This is a genomic window from Mesorhizobium metallidurans STM 2683 (assembly GCF_000350085.1).
GTDB lineage: Bacteria > Pseudomonadota > Alphaproteobacteria > Rhizobiales > Rhizobiaceae > Mesorhizobium > Mesorhizobium metallidurans.
On sequence record NZ_CAUM01000134.1, the window covers coordinates 106980 to 123770 of the forward strand.

15 protein-coding genes and 1 pseudogene are annotated in these 16791 nt (G+C 63.2%); 9 read left to right on the forward strand and 7 right to left on the reverse strand.

All coding sequences use genetic code 11. The features are described 5' to 3' along the window. Positions 1–157: 157 nt before the first annotated feature. From pbpC to MESS2_RS22425, 8 genes are all read left to right on the forward strand, one after another. Positions 158–2248 (forward strand): penicillin-binding protein 1C, encoded by a 2091-nt coding sequence (gene pbpC / locus MESS2_RS22390; protein ID WP_209436126.1) that lies wholly within the window; start codon positions 158–160, stop codon positions 2246–2248. Positions 2249–2531: 283 nt separating this feature from the next. Further along, complete coding sequence (locus MESS2_RS22395) at positions 2532–3560, forward strand: sulfate ABC transporter substrate-binding protein (RefSeq protein WP_008876751.1); 1029 nt, start codon at positions 2532–2534, stop codon at positions 3558–3560. A 23-nt stretch (positions 3561–3583) separates the two neighbouring features. Continuing rightward, positions 3584–4435 carry a sulfate ABC transporter permease subunit CysT gene (gene cysT, locus MESS2_RS22400; RefSeq protein WP_008876752.1) on the forward strand — a complete coding sequence of 284 codons (852 nt, stop codon included), beginning with the start codon at positions 3584–3586 and terminating at the stop codon, positions 4433–4435. Continuing rightward, positions 4428–5312, forward strand: a complete 885-nt coding sequence (cysW, locus tag MESS2_RS22405; RefSeq protein WP_008876753.1) for a sulfate ABC transporter permease subunit CysW — start codon at positions 4428–4430, stop codon at positions 5310–5312. Before cysT ends, cysW begins: the two co-directional genes overlap by 8 nt. A gap of 68 nt (positions 5313–5380) precedes the next feature. Then, positions 5381–6421, forward strand: a complete 1041-nt coding sequence (locus tag MESS2_RS22410) for a sulfate/molybdate ABC transporter ATP-binding protein (RefSeq protein ID WP_008876754.1) — start codon at positions 5381–5383, stop codon at positions 6419–6421. Positions 6422–6623: 202 nt separating this feature from the next. Then, positions 6624–7610, forward strand: a complete 987-nt coding sequence (locus tag MESS2_RS22415) for a sulfate ABC transporter substrate-binding protein (protein ID WP_008876755.1) — start codon at positions 6624–6626, stop codon at positions 7608–7610. Between the two features lie 250 nt (positions 7611–7860). Beyond that, the gene (locus MESS2_RS22420) at positions 7861–8310 is read left to right on the forward strand and encodes an RrF2 family transcriptional regulator (protein ID WP_006202816.1); all 450 of its coding nucleotides are present in this window, start codon (positions 7861–7863) and stop codon (positions 8308–8310) included. 5 nt (positions 8311–8315) lie between these two features. Beyond that, positions 8316–9476 (forward strand): hypothetical protein, encoded by a 1161-nt coding sequence (locus MESS2_RS22425; RefSeq protein ID WP_008876757.1) that lies wholly within the window; start codon positions 8316–8318, stop codon positions 9474–9476. Here the strand turns inward: MESS2_RS22425 and MESS2_RS22430 are convergent. The 7 genes and pseudogenes from MESS2_RS22430 to MESS2_RS22460 form a co-directional block, all read right to left on the reverse strand. After that, positions 9471–9983: a gluconokinase gene (locus MESS2_RS22430; RefSeq protein WP_008876758.1), complete on the reverse strand. Its 513-nt coding sequence runs from the start codon at positions 9981–9983 to the stop codon at positions 9471–9473. The genes MESS2_RS22425 and MESS2_RS22430 overlap by 6 nt on opposite strands. A 44-nt stretch (positions 9984–10027) precedes the next feature. Next, the gene (locus tag MESS2_RS22435; protein WP_008876759.1) at positions 10028–11014 is read right to left on the reverse strand and encodes an ABC transporter permease; all 987 of its coding nucleotides are present in this window, start codon (positions 11012–11014) and stop codon (positions 10028–10030) included. After that, positions 11011–11991, reverse strand: coding sequence for an ABC transporter permease (locus tag MESS2_RS22440; protein ID WP_008876760.1), 981 nt, complete (start codon positions 11989–11991; stop codon positions 11011–11013). The genes MESS2_RS22435 and MESS2_RS22440 overlap by 4 nt, the downstream gene beginning before the upstream one ends. After that, positions 11988–13535 carry a sugar ABC transporter ATP-binding protein gene (locus tag MESS2_RS22445; RefSeq protein ID WP_008876761.1) on the reverse strand — a complete coding sequence of 516 codons (1548 nt, stop codon included), beginning with the start codon at positions 13533–13535 and terminating at the stop codon, positions 11988–11990. Before MESS2_RS22445 ends, MESS2_RS22440 begins: the two co-directional genes overlap by 4 nt. Before the next feature lie 71 nt (positions 13536–13606). Beyond that, the gene (locus MESS2_RS22450) at positions 13607–14731 is read right to left on the reverse strand and encodes a sugar ABC transporter substrate-binding protein (RefSeq protein WP_008876762.1); all 1125 of its coding nucleotides are present in this window, start codon (positions 14729–14731) and stop codon (positions 13607–13609) included. Positions 14732–14964: 233 nt separating this feature from the next. Then, positions 14965–15318 (reverse strand): annotated as a pseudogene (locus tag MESS2_RS22455) (LacI family DNA-binding transcriptional regulator); the annotation flags it as partial. Positions 15319–15466: 148 nt separating this feature from the next. Next, entirely contained in the window at positions 15467–16231 is a 765-nt protein-coding gene (locus MESS2_RS22460; RefSeq protein ID WP_083918663.1) for a TetR/AcrR family transcriptional regulator, read from the reverse strand. On the opposite strand from MESS2_RS22460, the gene MESS2_RS22465 reads away from it, so the two are divergent. Next, entirely contained in the window at positions 16230–16730 is a 501-nt protein-coding gene (locus MESS2_RS22465) for a hypothetical protein (protein WP_008876765.1), read from the forward strand. The two genes, MESS2_RS22460 and MESS2_RS22465, sit on opposite strands and share 2 nt — an antisense overlap. Positions 16731–16791: the final 61 nt, after the last annotated feature.

Below are 16791 nucleotides of genomic sequence, written 5' to 3' on the forward strand. Positions count from 1 at the left end.
GCATTTCTCCTCGTCTAGAGACGGGGAGAAAGAGGCTCGCGCCGAAGTTTTCGCCAACCTCGGACGTCGCAGAAAAGGCGCCAGGGGACGCGACAACCCCCTTCTCCCCGTCACTATACGGGGAGAAGGTGCCGCAAGGCGGATGATGGGCCGCGCCATGCTCTCCAGAAGATTCCTTCGCCGAACCGCCATCCCTGCCGCCGCTTGCGCCGGCCTCGTGGCCATTTCCGCAGCCGCTCTCTGGCAGCTCGACCGCGCCTTTCCGCCGCCGCTGCCGGCCGAGCTCGCGGTCTCCACCGAAGTGCTCGACCGCGACGGCCAGCTTCTGCGGGCCTTCGCCACATCAGACGGCTACTGGCGGCTCGAAACCCGCCTCGACCAGGTCGACAAGCAGTTGGTCGACATGCTGGTGACCTATGAGGACAAGCGCTTCTGGGGCCATGACGGCGTCGACGTGCTGGCGCTGGCCCGGGCCGCCGGCCAGTTCGCGACCAGCGGCCATATCGTCTCCGGCGGCTCGACGCTGTCGATGCAGCTTGCCCGGCTGATCGAGCCGCGCGACAGCCGCAGCCTCGGCTCCAAGCTTAGGCAGATGCTGCGCGCCATCCAGATCGAGCGGCGGCTCTCCAAGCGCGAGATCCTCGAACGCTATCTGACGCTGGCGCCCTATGGCGGCAATCTCGAAGGCGTGCGCGCCGCCTCGCTCGCCTATTTCGGCAAGGAACCGAAACGGCTGACGGTTTCGGAGGCCGCACTCCTCGTCGCGCTGCCGCAACTGCCGGAAAAGCGGCGGCCCGACCGCAACCTCAAAATCGCCCTCACCGCCCGTGACCGGGTGCTGGCCCGCATGGTTTCATCGGGCCTGCTCGGCGAACGCGAGGCCGCACGCGCCGCACTCGACGATGTCTCGGAATTGCGGCGCAGCTTGCCGGCGCTCGCCGCCCATGCCGCCTATGCGATGCTGCCCAAGGCCATCCCCGGGCAACCTTTGCGCCTGACGATCCGTAAAAGTGTCCAGGAAGGGCTGGAACAGGTGGCCAGGGACGCAGCCATCAGGCTCGGCCCTCGCCTCTCCGTCGCCATGGTGCTGGCCGATTCCCGCACCGGCGACATTCTTGGCGAGGTCGGCTCGGCCAATTATTTCGACGCCAGCCGTTCCGGCTGGATCGACATGACCAGGACCCTCCGCTCACCCGGCTCGACGCTGAAACCGTTCATCTACGGGCTTGCTTTCGAGCAGGGGCTGGTGGCGCAGGAAACTCTGATCGAGGACAGTCCCGCCGATTTCGGTGGCTATCGGCCGAAGAATTTCGACATGGCCTATCAGGGCGACGTCAGCATCCGGCAGGCGCTGCAACTGTCGCTCAATGTGCCGGCGATCCGGGTGCTCGATGCGGTCGGGCCGGCGCGGCTGATGGCGCGCTTCCGCCAGGCCGGCGTGATGCCGATCCTGCCCGTCAACGACGCGCCGGGGCTGGCCATCGGCCTTGGCGGCGTCGGCGTGACGCTGCGCGACCTGGTCCAGCTCTATACAGGGCTTGCCAATGGCGGCAAGGCGAACACGCTGCATGACGGCACCGAACCGGCGAATGCCGAACGCTCGACCGCCACCATCCTCGACGACCAGGCTAACTGGCAGATCACCGACATCCTGTCCGGGGTCAAGCCGCCCGAAGGGGCCATGCAACGCGGCATCGCCTACAAGACCGGCACCTCCTACGGCTACCGCGACGCCTGGTCGGTCGGCTTCGACGGGCGCTATGTCCTGGGCGTCTGGGTCGGCCGGCCCGACGCCGGCGCGGTTCCGGGCCTGTCCGGCTATGTCTCGGCCGCACCCATCCTGTTCGAGGGCTTCGTCCGCTCGGGCCTTGCCACTGTCCCGCTACCCAGCCAGCCGGCCGGCGTCAGCAGACCGAAGCGCGACGACCTGCCGGTGACTCTGGCCCGCTTCGGCGCCGGCGCCGACGGATTGGTGCAGGCCACCGCGACCGAACCCGCGCCGACGATCATCTTTCCGCCCGATGGCGCCCGCGTCGATCTCGGCACCGCCTCGGCCAACGCCTCGCCGCTGGTGCTGAAACTCCAAGGCGGCCGCGCGCCGTTCCGCTGGCTGGCCAACGGCAAACCGCTTGTCGGCATCGACCGCCGCCGCACCGCGACCTGGCAGCCGGACGGCGCCGGCTATTCGACGCTCACCGTGATCGATGCGGCCGGCCGCGCCGCCAGCGTGAAAGTCTTCGTTGAATAGAATGCGCCAAGCGGTTCGGCGCATTGCGTTTTGCGCTTTGACGTCGGCTGCTGGCCTTGCCCCACCTGCGCCGCTAATCTCCGACTCGGCTTGCCGAAGCATCGACTGTCTCTAGATAGATCGGCTGATGCCGCGGATTCCATCAACCGGCCTCGCGAGGAAGAAATTTCTTCATGGGACCAAAGATCGGCGAAAAATTGCTTCAAGAGGGTAAAAAAGGCAACATTGAATGCATCTTAATTCTATCAATTCGGTAGATTGATGGTGTTCAACGGAGGCGGAAATGACCAAACCTCATTTCAGGAAACTGCTCGGCGCGCTGGTCGCCACATCTGTCCAGTTCGGCGCGCTCGGTTTCGCGTTTGCCGATACCACAATTCTCAACGTGTCCTATGACCCGACGCGTGAGTTCTACAAGCAATTCGACGAGGCCTTCGCCGCGAAGTGGAAAGCCGATACCGGCGAGACGGTGACCATCCAGCAGTCGCATGGCGGATCGGGCGCGCAGGCTCGTGCCGTGATCGACGGTCTGGACGCCGACGTGGTGACGCTGGCGCTCGAAGGCGACATCAACGCCATCGTCTCGAAATCTCAGAAGATCAATCCCGACTGGCGGACCAAATTCGAGAACAATTCGGCCCCCTACACATCTACCATCATCTTCCTCGTCCGCAAGGGCAACCCGAAGGGCATCCGTGACTGGGGCGATCTGGTCAAGGACGGCGTCCAGGTGATCACGCCGAACCCGAAAACCTCGGGCGGCGCGCGCTGGAACTATCTCGCGGCCTGGGCCTATGCCAATGCCAACGATGGCGGCGACGAGGCCAAGACCAAGGAATTCGTCGGCAATCTCTACGCCCATGTCCCGGTTCTCGACACCGGTGCGCGCGGCTCGACCGTGACCTTCGCGCAAAAGGGCCTGGGCGACGTGCTGCTGGCCTGGGAAAACGAGGCCTATCTGGCGCTCGACGAGTTCGGCGCCGACAATTTCGACATCGTCTATCCGCCGACCTCGATCCTGGCGGAGCCGCCGGTGGCCGTGGTCGACGCCAATGTCGACGCCAAGGGCACAAGGAAAGTCGCCGAAGCCTATCTGAGCTATCTCTATTCCAAGGAGGGCCAGACGCTGATCGCCAAGAACCATTATCGCCCTTCGAAGCCCGATCTGGTGCCGCCGGAGGATCTTGCCAAACTGCCTGAGATCAAGCTGGTCACCATCGACGATCCGCTTTTCGGCGGCTGGAAGAAGGCACAGCCTTACCATTTCGGCGACGGTGGTATATTCGACCAGATCTACAAGCCGGCCCAGTAAGCTAAACTCTAGATCAGGACGACATGACCACAGCACCCGCCAAGGCGGGGTGGCGGTTCAGACAGCCGAGCGTCATTCCGGGTTTCGGATTGACGCTCGGCTTCTCGCTTGCCTACCTCACGCTCATAATCCTCATCCCCTTGTCGGGGCTGATCTGGCGTTCGGCCGCGCTCGGCTGGGCCGATTTCTGGGCGATCGCCACCGATCGCCGCACGATCAACGCGCTCGAGATCAGCTTCGGCACCGCCTTCATCGCGGCCGCCGTCAACCTCGTCTTCGGCACGATCGTGGCCTGGGTGCTGGTGCGCTATAATTTCCCCGGCCGCCGCATTGTCGATGCCATGGTCGACCTGCCCTTCGCCCTGCCGACGGCTGTCGCCGGCATTGCGCTGACCACGCTCTATGCGCCAAACGGCTGGGTCGGCAGCCTGCTCGCGCCGCTCGGCATCAAGGTAGCCTATACGCCGCTCGGCATCATCATCGCGCTGATCTTCATCGGTCTGCCCTTCGTTGTGCGCACCGTCCAGCCGATCATGGAGGAGATCGACAAGGAGGTGGAGGAAGTGGCTGCCACGCTTGGCGCCAACCGCTTCCAGATCATCTCCCGGGTGCTGCTTCCGGGCCTCGCGCCGGCCATTGTCACAGGCTTCGCGCTGGCCTTTGCGCGCGGCGTCGGCGAATACGGTTCCGTCATCTTCATCGCCGGCAATCTGCCTTACAAATCCGAGATCGCGCCGCTGCTGATCGTCATCCGGCTGGAGGAATACAATTACGCGGCGGCGACCGCGATCGCGGCGATCATGCTGGCGCTGTCCTTCGTGATGCTGCTGGTCATCAATCTGGTGCAGACGTGGAGCCGCAAGCGCTATGGCTGACCCCGAGATCAAATCCTACGCGCCGCATCACGAAAGCCAGTCGGCGGCGGTGACGGAAAGTCCCACGGCACGAGCCGTGCTGATGATCGTGGCTTTTGCATTCCTCGGTGTTTTCCTGCTGCTGCCGCTGATCATCGTCTTCAACGAGGCCTTTTCGAAGGGCGTCGGCGCCTACACTGAGGCGCTATCCGACCCCGATACACGCTCGGCGATCCGACTGACGCTGCTGGTGGCGGCGATCTCGGTGCCGCTCAACGTCGTCTTCGGCATCTCGGCTGCCTGGGCGATCGCCAAGTTCGAATTCAAGGGCAAGGCCTTTCTAACCACGCTCATCGACTTGCCCTTTTCGGTCTCGCCGGTCATATCGGGCCTGGTCTATGTGCTTTTGTTCGGCGCTCAAGGCCTGCTCGGCGGCTGGCTGAAGGCGCATGGCATCGTCATCCTGTTTGCCGTGCCGGGCATCGTCCTGGCCACCATCTTCGTCACCTTCCCCTTCGTCGCTCGCGAGCTGATCCCGCTGATGCAAGAGCAAGGCAATGGCGACGAGGAGGCAGCACTGTCGCTCGGCGCCAATGGCTGGCAGACCTTCTGGTACGTGACGCTGCCCAACGTCAAATGGGGATTGCTCTACGGCGTGCTCCTGTGCAATGCCCGCGCCATGGGCGAGTTCGGCGCGGTATCGGTGGTGTCGGGCCACATACGCGGGTTGACCAACACCATGCCGTTGCATGTCGAAATCCTCTATAACGAATACAACGCCGTCGGCGCCTTTGCCGTCGCATCGCTGCTTGCCGGCCTGGCGCTGGTGACGCTGGTCTTGAAAACACTTCTCGAGATGCGCTACGGCGCCGAGATCGCCGCGACGCGCGGGCACTAATGCATGTCGCCCAAAAGTGGGAACCGGTTTTGGGACAACGACATGCATCGACAAAAAAGGGACGGCTGATGGAAGTTCGCGTTGCCAACGTGCGCAAGGAGTTTGACCGGTTTCCGGCTCTCCGCGACGTTTCGCTCGACATCAAGTCCGGCGAGCTGATCGCGCTGCTTGGCCCCTCAGGCTCCGGCAAGACGACGCTGCTCAGGCTGATCGCCGGGCTGGAGCGACCGACACGGGGAAAGATCTTCTTCGGCGAGGAGGATGCCTCGCACAAGTCGATCCAGGAGCGCAATGTCGGCTTCGTCTTCCAGCATTATGCGCTGTTTCGCCATATGACGGTTGCCGACAATATCGGCTTCGGCCTCAAGGTCCGGCATGGACCGACACGCCCGTCTGCGCAGGAAATCCGTCGCCGCGCCTCCGAGCTTCTCGACCTCGTCCAGCTTTCGGGGCTGGAAAAGCGCTATCCGGCGCAGCTTTCCGGGGGCCAGCGCCAGCGCGTGGCGCTGGCGCGCGCCATGGCGATCGAGCCGCGCGTGCTTTTGCTCGACGAGCCGTTCGGCGCGCTCGACGCCCAGGTGCGCCGTGAGCTGCGCCGCTGGCTGCGCGAAATCCATGACACGACCGGCCACACCACCGTATTCGTCACCCACGACCAGGAAGAAGCGCTGGAGCTTGCCGACCGGGTCGTGGTGATGAGCCAGGGCCGCATCGAACAGGTCGGCACCGCCGACGAGATCTACGACAAGCCGAACTCGCCCTTTGTCTACGGCTTCATCGGCGAATCGAGCTCGGTCCCGGTCAAGGTCGAGGATGGCCAGGTCTGGATCGCCGACCGGCCGATCGGGCTATCGGCGCCGCAGGCTCAGGAAGGGCAAGCGACGCTGTTCTTCCGCCCGCACGATGTCGAACTGGTGGATGGTTGCAGCGGCTGCATCGCCGGCACGGTCGCCGCCAGCCGCCGTGTCGCCGGCACCAGGCGCGTGGAACTCGAAATCGGCGGCGAGCGCCAGCGCGTCGAGATCGAACTGCCCGTCGACCATCCGGCGGCGCAGAAAAGCCGCGTGGCATTCCGGCCGCGGCGCTGGAAGCTATTTCCGGCCGCGTAGAGGATTTGCTGCCCGGCGGAATGCCTCGGCGTGCCGAGGCTAGAAGGCTCTGTTTGGAAGAAAATCCTACCAACAGGCTGTTTCGGCAACGTATTTTCTAACGGCCTTGCCAAGGCTCCGGCCTGCATGCCTCGTCCGGTCAGGCATTGCCCGATTATTCTCGGGCATTCGATAAACGGCATTTTTTAAGGAGCCTGTTTTCATGAAGCGACTTTTGCTTGGCGTCGCCACCGCGGCCGGCCTGTTGCTTGCATCCTCCCAAGCCTGGTCGGCCGACAAATTGCTGAACGCTTCCTATGATGTCGGCCGCGAACTCTTTGCGCAGGTCAACAAGGCCTTCATCGCCGGTCATCCCGGCGTGAGCATCGATCAGTCGCATGCCGGAACGTCGGCGCAGGCGCGCGCCATCGCCGAGGGCCTCGGCGCCGATGTCGTCACCTTCAACCAGGTCACCGACATCGACTTCCTGGTCAAGAAAGGTCTTGTCTCCGCCGACTGGCAGAAGGATTTCCCCGACAATGCCTCGCCCTTCTATTCGCTGCCGTCCTTCCTGGTGCGCACCGGCAATCCCAAGCAGATCAGGGACTGGAACGATCTCGTACGCGACGACGTCCAGGTGATCTTCCCCAATCCGAAGACCTCGGGCAATGCGCGCTACACCTATCTCGCCGCCACCGCCTACGCCAAGGAAGCCTTCAAGGGCGACGACGCCAAGGTGAAGGAGTTCGTGACCAAGCTGTTCAACAACGTGCCGATCTTCGACACCGGCGGGCGCGCTGCCACCACCACCTTCGTGCAGCGCGAGATCGGCGACGTGCTGATCACCTTCGAATCGGAGACGCGCGGCATCCGCAAGGAGTATGGCGATGACAAGTTCCAGCAGGTGACGCCCTCGGTCAGCCTGTTGGCCGAATTTCCGGTGGCGATCGTCGACACCGTCGCCGACGAGCATGGCACGCGCGATCTCGCCAAGTCCTATCTCGATTTCCTCTATACGCCGGAGGGCCAGGACATCGCCGCCCTCAACGGCCTGCGAGCCCGCGACACGGCGGTCGCCGCCAAATACAAGGCTGAGTTTCCCGATGTCCGCCTGCTGACGGTGGAGGATGTCTTTGGCGGCTGGGACAAGGTCCAGGCCGAGCATTTTGCGGCCGGCGGGCTGCTCGACCAGACCTATGGCAGCCGCTAAGCTTTTCTATCCCTAAGCCAAGCAAAGAAAGCCGGCCGTTTGCCGGATTTCTCTGCTTTTACGCCTGGAAATGCAATTTCCAGGCCGCCTGCCGTCCAAAACGTTACAAAGAATCAACGCGTTTGTGTTTAACCCTGCCATCCGACGGCTTGTTTTGCGCGAAACCGCACCGCGCGATCAAAATGTCATGATTTGCACACAAACAACCGCCAGATGCGGGCGGTTGGGGTTTTCATGAACTGAATCGGGCATGCTTACCAAAAAAGGCAAATACGGCCTCAAGGCCCTCGTGCATCTTTCCGGCCTGCCGGTCGGCCAGCTTGCATTCGTCAATGACATCGCCGTCGCCAACAACATCCCGAAGAAATTCCTGGATGCCATCCTGGGCGAGTTGCGCAATGCCGGCTTCGTCCAGAGCCGCAAGGGCAAGGAAGGCGGTTATCGCCTAGCCCGGCCGGCCTCCGAGATCAAGATCGGCCATGTCGTGCGTGTCCTCGACGGACCGCTGGCGCCCATCCCTTGCGCCAGCCGCACCCAGTACCAGCGCTGCGAGGATTGCGACGAGGCGACATGCCAGGTCCGGCATATGATGCTGGAAGTGCGCCAGGCGATCGCCGAGGTGCTGGACAATCGCAGCCTCGCCGCCATGCGCGACGCCGACAATGACGATTTTCCGGTCGAACTGACGTCGCAGATATAGATCGGATGAGGCTGCCGTGGTTCGCAAAATCAGGGAAAGCCGATCGGAAAAGACCGTCCGCCGCCAGCTACCGCACTGAAGTCATCGCCGACGTCGTCGTGCCGGATCGCGCCGAACCTGTCCGGTTCTTCAGCCGCAAGCTGGTCAGTCCGGCAAAGCTGCGCCGTTTCTCCAACAAGGATTTTCGTGAAAGCCTGTTGTTCGGCTTTTATCTCGGTGTTGCGGCAATATTGCCGGTCGCCTGGTGGGCGCCGATCTGCGGCTCGGTGTCCGGGCTTCGGCTGAAGCGCCACATGCGCAAGGACTTTTCGCGCTACGCCGCCGCGACCCAGGCAGTGCTTGGCAAAGGCATCGATGCAAAAAAGCTGTTCAGGGCCCTGCTCGCCGCGAACCACCGTCGGCGTCTGCTGCTTGCGGCGCATGTGGTCCGCGCGCGCTGGTCGCCGACGATCCGGCTGGAAGGCCTGGAAGGCTTGCAAGCGGCACTGGAGCGCGGCCGGGGCGCCATTATCTGGTGCGATCAGTTCACCGCCCAGACCATCATCGGCAAGCGGGCGCTGCATGAGGCCGGTGTCGAAACCCATCAGGTGAGCGTCGACTTTCACGGTATCTCCGATACGACATTCGGTTTGCGATTCCTCAACCCGCCACTGATCGCTGTCGAAAACCGCTTCCTGAAAAGCCGGGTCGTTTTCGAACGCAGCGACGCCTATCAGGTGACGATCCGCATGCAGAAGATCCTGAAAGACAACGGCGTCGTCCTGATGACCAACAACATCCATGCCGGTTCGACCTTCGCCGAGGCCGGCATCGGCGAAAGCGGCTGGACCCACCTCGCCTCGGCGCCCGCGAATTTCGCCGCAAGGGGTGGGACGGCGCTGTTTGCCATGTCGACCTTCGAGACGGCACCGTTCCGCGAATACCGCGCCGTCATCAGCCCCGAACTGAGGCCCGCGCCAGCGCAGCCGGCGCCAGCTATGCCCGCGACAAAGGACATGGCTCCCAAGAACATGGAATTGCAGGCGCACTACATCCTGCTCAAGCGCGACCGGCTGCTGGAGGCTCTGAAAGATCATCCCGAGCAGATGATGGTGTGGGCCAGCCACCAAAGGTTCACCGAGCGGTCGGGCGGCGTCGTCGCAATCGACAATGATGCCGGCTCATAAGCTTTTGCTGAGTAGATTAATGGCAGAGGCGACACTGTCGGCGATCGGGCGCGTGGCGTCGAGCGTCAATGCCCGTTCATCCGCTGCCGGCGCCTCAAGCGTGGCGAACTGGCTGTCGACCAGGCTTGCCGGCATGAAATGGCCCTGGCGGGAGGCGACACGCCGTTTGGCGGTCGCCGGATCGATTTCCAGATAGAGGAAAACGATGTCCTTGTGAAAACCGCGCAGGCGCTCGCGGTAGCGGCGCTTCAATGCCGAGCAGGCGGCAACGACGCCCTGCCCGCTGGCGACCGACGCTGCAATGCGCTGGCCGATCGCGTCGAGCCACTCTTGGCGTAGAGCATCAGTGAGCGGCTCACCGCGTGCCATGCGCGCGACGTTCTCGGGCGGATGCAGCCTGTCGCCCTCGATGAAGACGGCGTCCAATCTCACTGCCAGCGCCTCGCCGACGGCCGACTTGCCGCAGCCGGCGACCCCCATCACCACGATGGCCGGTACGGGCCGCATGGAGTCCCTTGGCACTTGTTCCGCCTCTTCATCCACGATGCGGATCAGCGGCTTGCCGGCGCACGGCCGTAGAGCAGCAGCATGGCGACGATGACGACGCCGTAGATGATCTGCCGCCCCGCCTCCGGCATCTGCATGACGGAAAGGATGGATTGCAGCAGTGTGATCAGGATCACGCCCGCGACCGTGCCGAGATAGGAGCCGCGGCCGCCAAGGATCGAGGTGCCGCCAAGCACCACCGCTGCGATCGACGGCAAGAGATAGGCATCGCCCATCGACTGCGCCGCCTTGGAGGCATAGCCGGCCAGAAGCACGCCGCCGAAAGCGGAGAGCCCGCCGGACACGGCAAAGGCGATCATCACCACCCGCCGCGTATCGACGCCTGAGAGGTAGGCGGCGCGCTCGCGATTGCCGATGCCGTAGACGGCGCGGCCGAAGCCGGTGCGGGTCAGGGCGAAAACCGTCACTGCACCGATCAGCGCCCAGATGATGACCGCGTTCGGCAGGCCCGGAATGGCAAAGCCGGTCGCCAGATAGCGCATCGCTCCGGTTGCCGAGTCCTGCGGCGAGAACCCGCCCGTGTAGACCACCATCAGCCCTTGCGCGACAGCATTGGTGGCAAGCGTTATGATCATCGAGGGAATGCGCAGATAGGCGACGCCAATACCGTTGACGATGCCGATCAGCACACCGCAGAAGATACCGAACGGAATGGCCAGCGCCACCCCGGCCGGGCCATAGGCAGCCGCCGCGCAAGCCATCATGGCGCCGACAGCCACCGACCACGGCACCGACAGGTCGATCTGGCCGAGCAGGATGACCAGCATCATGCCGGTTGCGATGACGCCGAGAAACGAGGCCACCTTGAGCTGCTGCAGCAGATATTCGGGCGACAGGAAGCTGCGCGAATAGAGACTGCCGACAAACAGCAGCAGCACGATGCAGGCAAAGGCGGTCAACACCGCCGGGTCGGCGCGGCGGATGAATTTCGGCATGCGGTTGGCGATGCCGCCAATGGTCGTTTCGCTCACAGGAACCACTCCAGCCGGTTGCGGACCCTGAACAGGGCGAAGGCGCCGAGGCTGACCGCGATCAGCAGGATGACGCCCTGGAACAGCGGCTGCCAGAGCGGATCGAAATCGAAGACGAAGAGCAGGTCGCCGATGGTACGGAAGGCGAGCGCGCCGAAGATCGCGCCGATAGCGCTGCCCTTGCCGCCGAACAGCGAGACGCCGCCAAGCACCACCGCGGCGATGGAGAAGAGCGTGTAGGTATTGCCGCTGGCATAGGCGGCATCGCCGGTATAGGTGAAAAAGGTCAGGAACAGCCCGCCGATAGAGGCAAGCAGGCCGGCCAGCGCATAGGCGGCGAACTTGCCGCGGCGGATCGGCACGCCGGACATGTAGGCCGCCATCTCCGACGATCCGGCCGCATACGCCGCGCGGCCAAGAACCGAGCGGCTGAATGGCACCCAGACGACCAGCACGACGACGAGCAGGACCACCAGGCTCGCCGGCACCACGCCGAACAGGCGCCCGGTCAAGGCGTCGGCCAGATCCTCGTTGACCGAGCCGCCCGGAAAGGGCCGAAGCAGCAGCGCGATGCCGAAAAAGACCGCGCCCGTGGCGATGGTGGCGACGATCGGCTGCAATCGTCCATAGATGACGATGGCGCCATTGATGGCGCCGCACAGCAGGCCGGTGCCGAGCACCGCGACAACCCCGAACGCTGTCTCGATGCCGGTGCCGATGACCAGCCAGGAGGCCAGGCAGTTGGTCAGCGTGAAGATCATGCCGACGGAAAGGTCGATGCCAGCGGTGATCACCACCAGCGTCTGCGCCATGGCGACGAAAGCGAGCAGCACGCCCTTGTTGGACGCCGTCTGCACGACATTGGCGGTGAAGCCCGCCGGATGGTTCGATGTGTAGATGACGAACATGACGAAGAAGATGCCGAGCGCGAGCAGCGTTCCGCGCTGTTCGGCAAGCCAGTAGCGCCAATCTTTCACGCGTCCGCTCCTTGCTTCACGGGGGTGTCATCGCCATGGATGTTGAGGGCGCTGGCGATCAGCGCCCGCTCGGTGATCTCGGCGCCAACCAGTTCGCGCTTGACAGCCCCGTCATAGAGCACCAGCACCCGGTCGCAGCAGCCGATCAGCTCATCATAGTCGGTGGAGTAAAAGAGGATCGCCGCACCCTGATCGGCAAGCTTGCGCATCAATTGGTAGAGTTCCTGCTTGGTGCCGACATCGATGCCGCGCGTCGGATCGTTGAGCAGGATGATGCGCGGCTGCCGCATCAGCCATTTGGCGATGACGACCTTCTGCTGGTTGCCGCCGGACAGCGCACCGACCGGAATGTCGAGGCCCGCTGTCTTGATCGCCAGAAGAGCCACCATGTCGTCGATCAGCCGCTGTTCGGCGCTGCGGTCGATGATGCCACCCCTGGACAGCCGGTCGAGTGCCGCGAAGGAAAGGTTTTCGCGCACAGTCATCGGCAGCATCAGGCCTTCCGTCTTGCGGTCCTCCGGGATCAGCGCCATGCCGATCCGGTCATCGCGCGCGGCGGCCGGACTGGCGATCGCCACCGGCTTGCCATCGATCAAGATCTGGCCGGACAGACCGCGCAATACGCCGAAGAAGGCAAGCAGCAATTCGCGCTGACCCTGGCCGTCGAGACCGCCAAGGCCAACGACCTCGCCTGCCCCGACCGTGAGCGAAACATCGTCCAGCCGGTCGGTCCAGGAAAGGCTGCGAGCCTCCAGCACGGGAGCGGCAATAGCCGGCACCCGTGCGGGCTTCGGCGGGAAAATATGGCTGTATTCGCGCCCGATCATCAGTTCGACAACCTCGTTGTCGCTCTTCGACCCGGCCTTGTAGCTCGCGACATTACGGCCGTTGCGGAACACGGTGCACTGGTCGGCGAGCTCGGCAATCTCGTTCATGCGGTGTGAGATGTAGAGCAGCGCCAGCCCCTCCGAACGCAGCCGCTTCAGCACGCCGAATATCTTGGCGACATCGGCCGCGGCCAGCGCCGAGGTCGCCTCGTCGAGGATCAGGATGCGCGGCTTCCTGGCCAGTGCCTTGGCGATCTCGACCATCTGCCTCCTTGAAAGAGGCAGATCCTTGACCAGCGCCAGCGGATGGATGTCGGCGGCCCCCGCGCGTGCAAGGGCTGCTTCGGCTATGCGGCGCTGCGCCTGGCGGTCGATCAAGCCGAAGCGCTTGGGCGGATCGGAGATGACGATATTGTCGGCGACGCTGAGTTCGGGAATGAGCGACAATTCCTGGAAGATGCAAACGATGCCGGCCTGATTGGCGGCGGCCGGCGAAGCGAAGGTAACCTCGCTCCCTTCCAGTTCCATGCGGCCCTCGTCGGGCGCAACAACGCCCGCCATGACCTTGATCAGCGTCGATTTGCCGGCGCCGTTTTCACCGAGAATGGCGTGGATGCTGCCTGATGTGACCGAAAGCTCGGCCTTTTCCAGCGCTCGCACGCCGCCATAGCGCTTGGATATGCCCTCCATGCGGAAGAGCGGAACCGCACCGTCCATCGGCCCCTCCCAAGGCGCTCGTTCTTCGGGACCGGCGCCGCGGGATGTTCTCGCGACGCCGAGCGATAAGTCTACTGGTTTTCCTTGCTCTGACCCATGATTTCCTGCGCGGTGAAGTTGATGCCGCAGGTCGGGAAGGAATTGCCGACGAAGAAATTGTCGGACTGGTCGGGGAAGTAGTCCTGACCCTCCTTGAAGTTCGGATCCTCGACGATCGCCAGCGGCAGCTTCACCGCCTGCGGGACGACCTGGCCTTCGAGCGCGGCGATCGCCGTCTTGATGGCGACCGCCACCTGGGCGGGGCCGGTTCCGGCCGACGAGCATTTCAGCCCGTCTGCGGCAAACTTGGCGCAGAATTTGCGGAAGCCATTCTCCGTTTCGCCGCCAAACGGCACGAACGGATGCTTGGCGTCGATCATCGCCTGGACGATGCCGGTGTCGCCGCCCTGCCCGGTGACGCCATCGAAGGGACCGTTGGTGGCGATCGCATCGGCCGAGGCCTTTTGCGCCACGCCGTCGTCCCATTTGCCGACGACTTCGGTGACCTCCCACTTCTTGCCTGAAGCGTCGAGAACCTCATGGATGCCGTTGTGGCGGTCGGTATCGACCGATGTGCCGGCAACGCCGCGCACTTCGAGGATCTTGCCGCCATTGGGCACATGCTTGATCAGCCAGTTGGCCCACAACTCGCCAAGGCCCTTCTGGTCGACGTTGACGTTGATGGCGTCCTTGGTGTCGAGAATGTTGTCGAAGGCGACCAGCACGACGCCGGCTTCCTTGGCGCGCTTGATGACCGGTCCGAAAGCCGTTGGATTCTGTGCGTTGACGACGATCGCGTCATAGCCGGAATCGATGAAGTTGTTGATCGCCGAAATCTGTGCCGGCACATCTTCACCGGTCGAGACGACTTTGAATTCCTTCAGTTTCGCGGCGACATCCGGCTGCGCGGCATAGGCCTTCGCCGTCTGCACCATCTGGATGCGCCAGGTGTTGGCGATGTAGCCGTTGGCGAGCGCGATGCGGTAAGGGCCTTCCTTCCTGGGGAACTTGAAGAACTGCGTGTCGGCCGCCCATGGCGCGAAGCAGTCTGGCTCGGCCGCCGGCCCCTTGACGATTTCAGGATCGGCGATCGCCGACGAGCTCAACATAGCGAATGCAGTGGCGGCAACGATGCCACCAACGAGTGACTTGATCATCGATATTCCTCCCAGTTGCAGTTCTGATTGTTGTTAGCAGCCATGACGGTTCACGCGTCTGACCAGGCACCTCCCGCCTTGCCCTCGCGCTCTTGAGCTTGGCCGATTATCGGCCCGACATCCCCTCCTTGTGATCCCGCAAGCAGCAGCAAAAACTATCATATTATACATAATAAACAAGTATTATCTGTCGCTTATATATAATAAACAGCCTTTGTATCCCTGTCTCAGCTTTCTTCCTCAAGGCCGGAATAGTGCGTGTTGCCGAGTTGGACGCGGAATGGGCCATCCGACAGGCTGTCATAGATGCCGCGCACCACTTCGGCGAAGACGTTGATGGCGAGCGAAGGCACCAGAACACCGAACACCTCGGCGCGCGCCGAGGCCAGAGCGCGCGCATTCGGATCGGGCACATAGCCGAGTTCGTCGACGGCAGCCTGGATCTGGCATCGCAAATCCTCCGAGACGCGTTCCGGATCGCGCAAGGCGCGCGACACGGTGATGGCGCCGACGCCGGCCTTGCGCGCGACATCGGCGATGGTGGGGCGGCCGCCGCCACGGCGCGAGCGCGGTTTTGTCAACGACATGCTCCCTCGGAATCTGGATAGAAGACACCTGTTTTGAAATACCTGCTGCCAACCTTCGCCTTGCGTAGCCGGCGGATGTTGTCAAGCCAGCCTACCATTTCGTTCGAATTTGGGGGGTGGTCGATCGGCCTTTCGAAAAGGGCGAAGTTCACGCGATCCGGCGCTCGCCACCGACCAACGAGGACAAACCGCCAAGCGCCAGATCGCGGAAAATGCCGTCGATCTGAGCCGGTGTCAGTTTCGGCCTCCGCTCGAACCACCAGTTCAGAGCCGTGATGAATGCGCTGACGACGAATTGCACGACGAATTCGCGCGGGATGGTGCTGCTATCCGGAGCCATGGACAAATCCTCCCGCACCATTTCGGACAGGACCTGGCGAATCTCATTCTCCGCAACGAGGCCGCCTCGTCCGCCCGCCATTATTCGGTAGTGGTCGGCATACCGCCCCGCATGCTCGAACATGGCTGAACTGAAACTCAGGGGGCCTTGCTTCGAACCGTCGTCCTTTGTGCGTGCCGCGGATTGCGCGTCCCTGAGCTCCGCTCGAAGCATCTGAAAGCCGTTCCGCAGGAGATCTTCCTTGCCGGTATAGTGGGCATAGAAAGTCGAGCGGCCGACGTCAGCTTCGTCGATGATGTCTTGCACCGAGACGGCCTCGTAGCTCTTGCGCAGCATGAGCGACAACAGTGCGTGGTGAAGCGCCTTGCGTGTACGCGCGGCGCGACGATCAATCACCTCCGGCATCGACCATTCCTCACTTTTCCCGGACGGACGGCCGGAATTGTCCGGTAATAGACACTCTGGCCGCATCGTCTGTCGCAAGTTTCGAACAGAGAGTCCATTATCGTACGATCTGTTTAGGAATTTTACCAAACCCCGGATACAGCGGCCATGGAAAAGAGATGTTGTCATGACGCTTTCTCAGACCTGGCGGAATCTCCTGCTCAGCCTGCATGTCGCGGCGAGCGTTGGCGTTTTGGGGGCGGATCTCGTTCTGCTGACTTTCGGCATTGCCGGTGTTGCCGGAGCGGAACCGCTGACTATCTACCCGGCTGCGCGGCTGGTAGGTGCGTCGCTCGTCGCACCACTTGCCCTGGTGGCACTCGGCACCGGTGTGGCCTTGGCACTGCTGACGCCATGGGGTCTGTTCAAGCACTGGTGGGTCACGATCAAGCTCATCATCGTCGTGATTCTGTCGGGAGTCGTTGTTTTCGTGCTCGTGCCGTCGCTTGGCGAGACAGCAGCCATGATAAGCGGTGCGGCGCCTCGGGCGCTTTCGACAAGTCAGCGCCTGCCACTCCTGCTGGCGTCCACCGGGGCCAGCATTTTACTCGCGAGTGCCCTGTTGCTCGCAATCTTCAAGCCGGCCTGGCGCCTTCGTGCCGGGCAGGCCGCATTGCGACCGAAGTGAGGTAGCGACGACATGCATCATCTGCGAACTGGGACGCATGCTGTCCGGAGTCGACCTACGA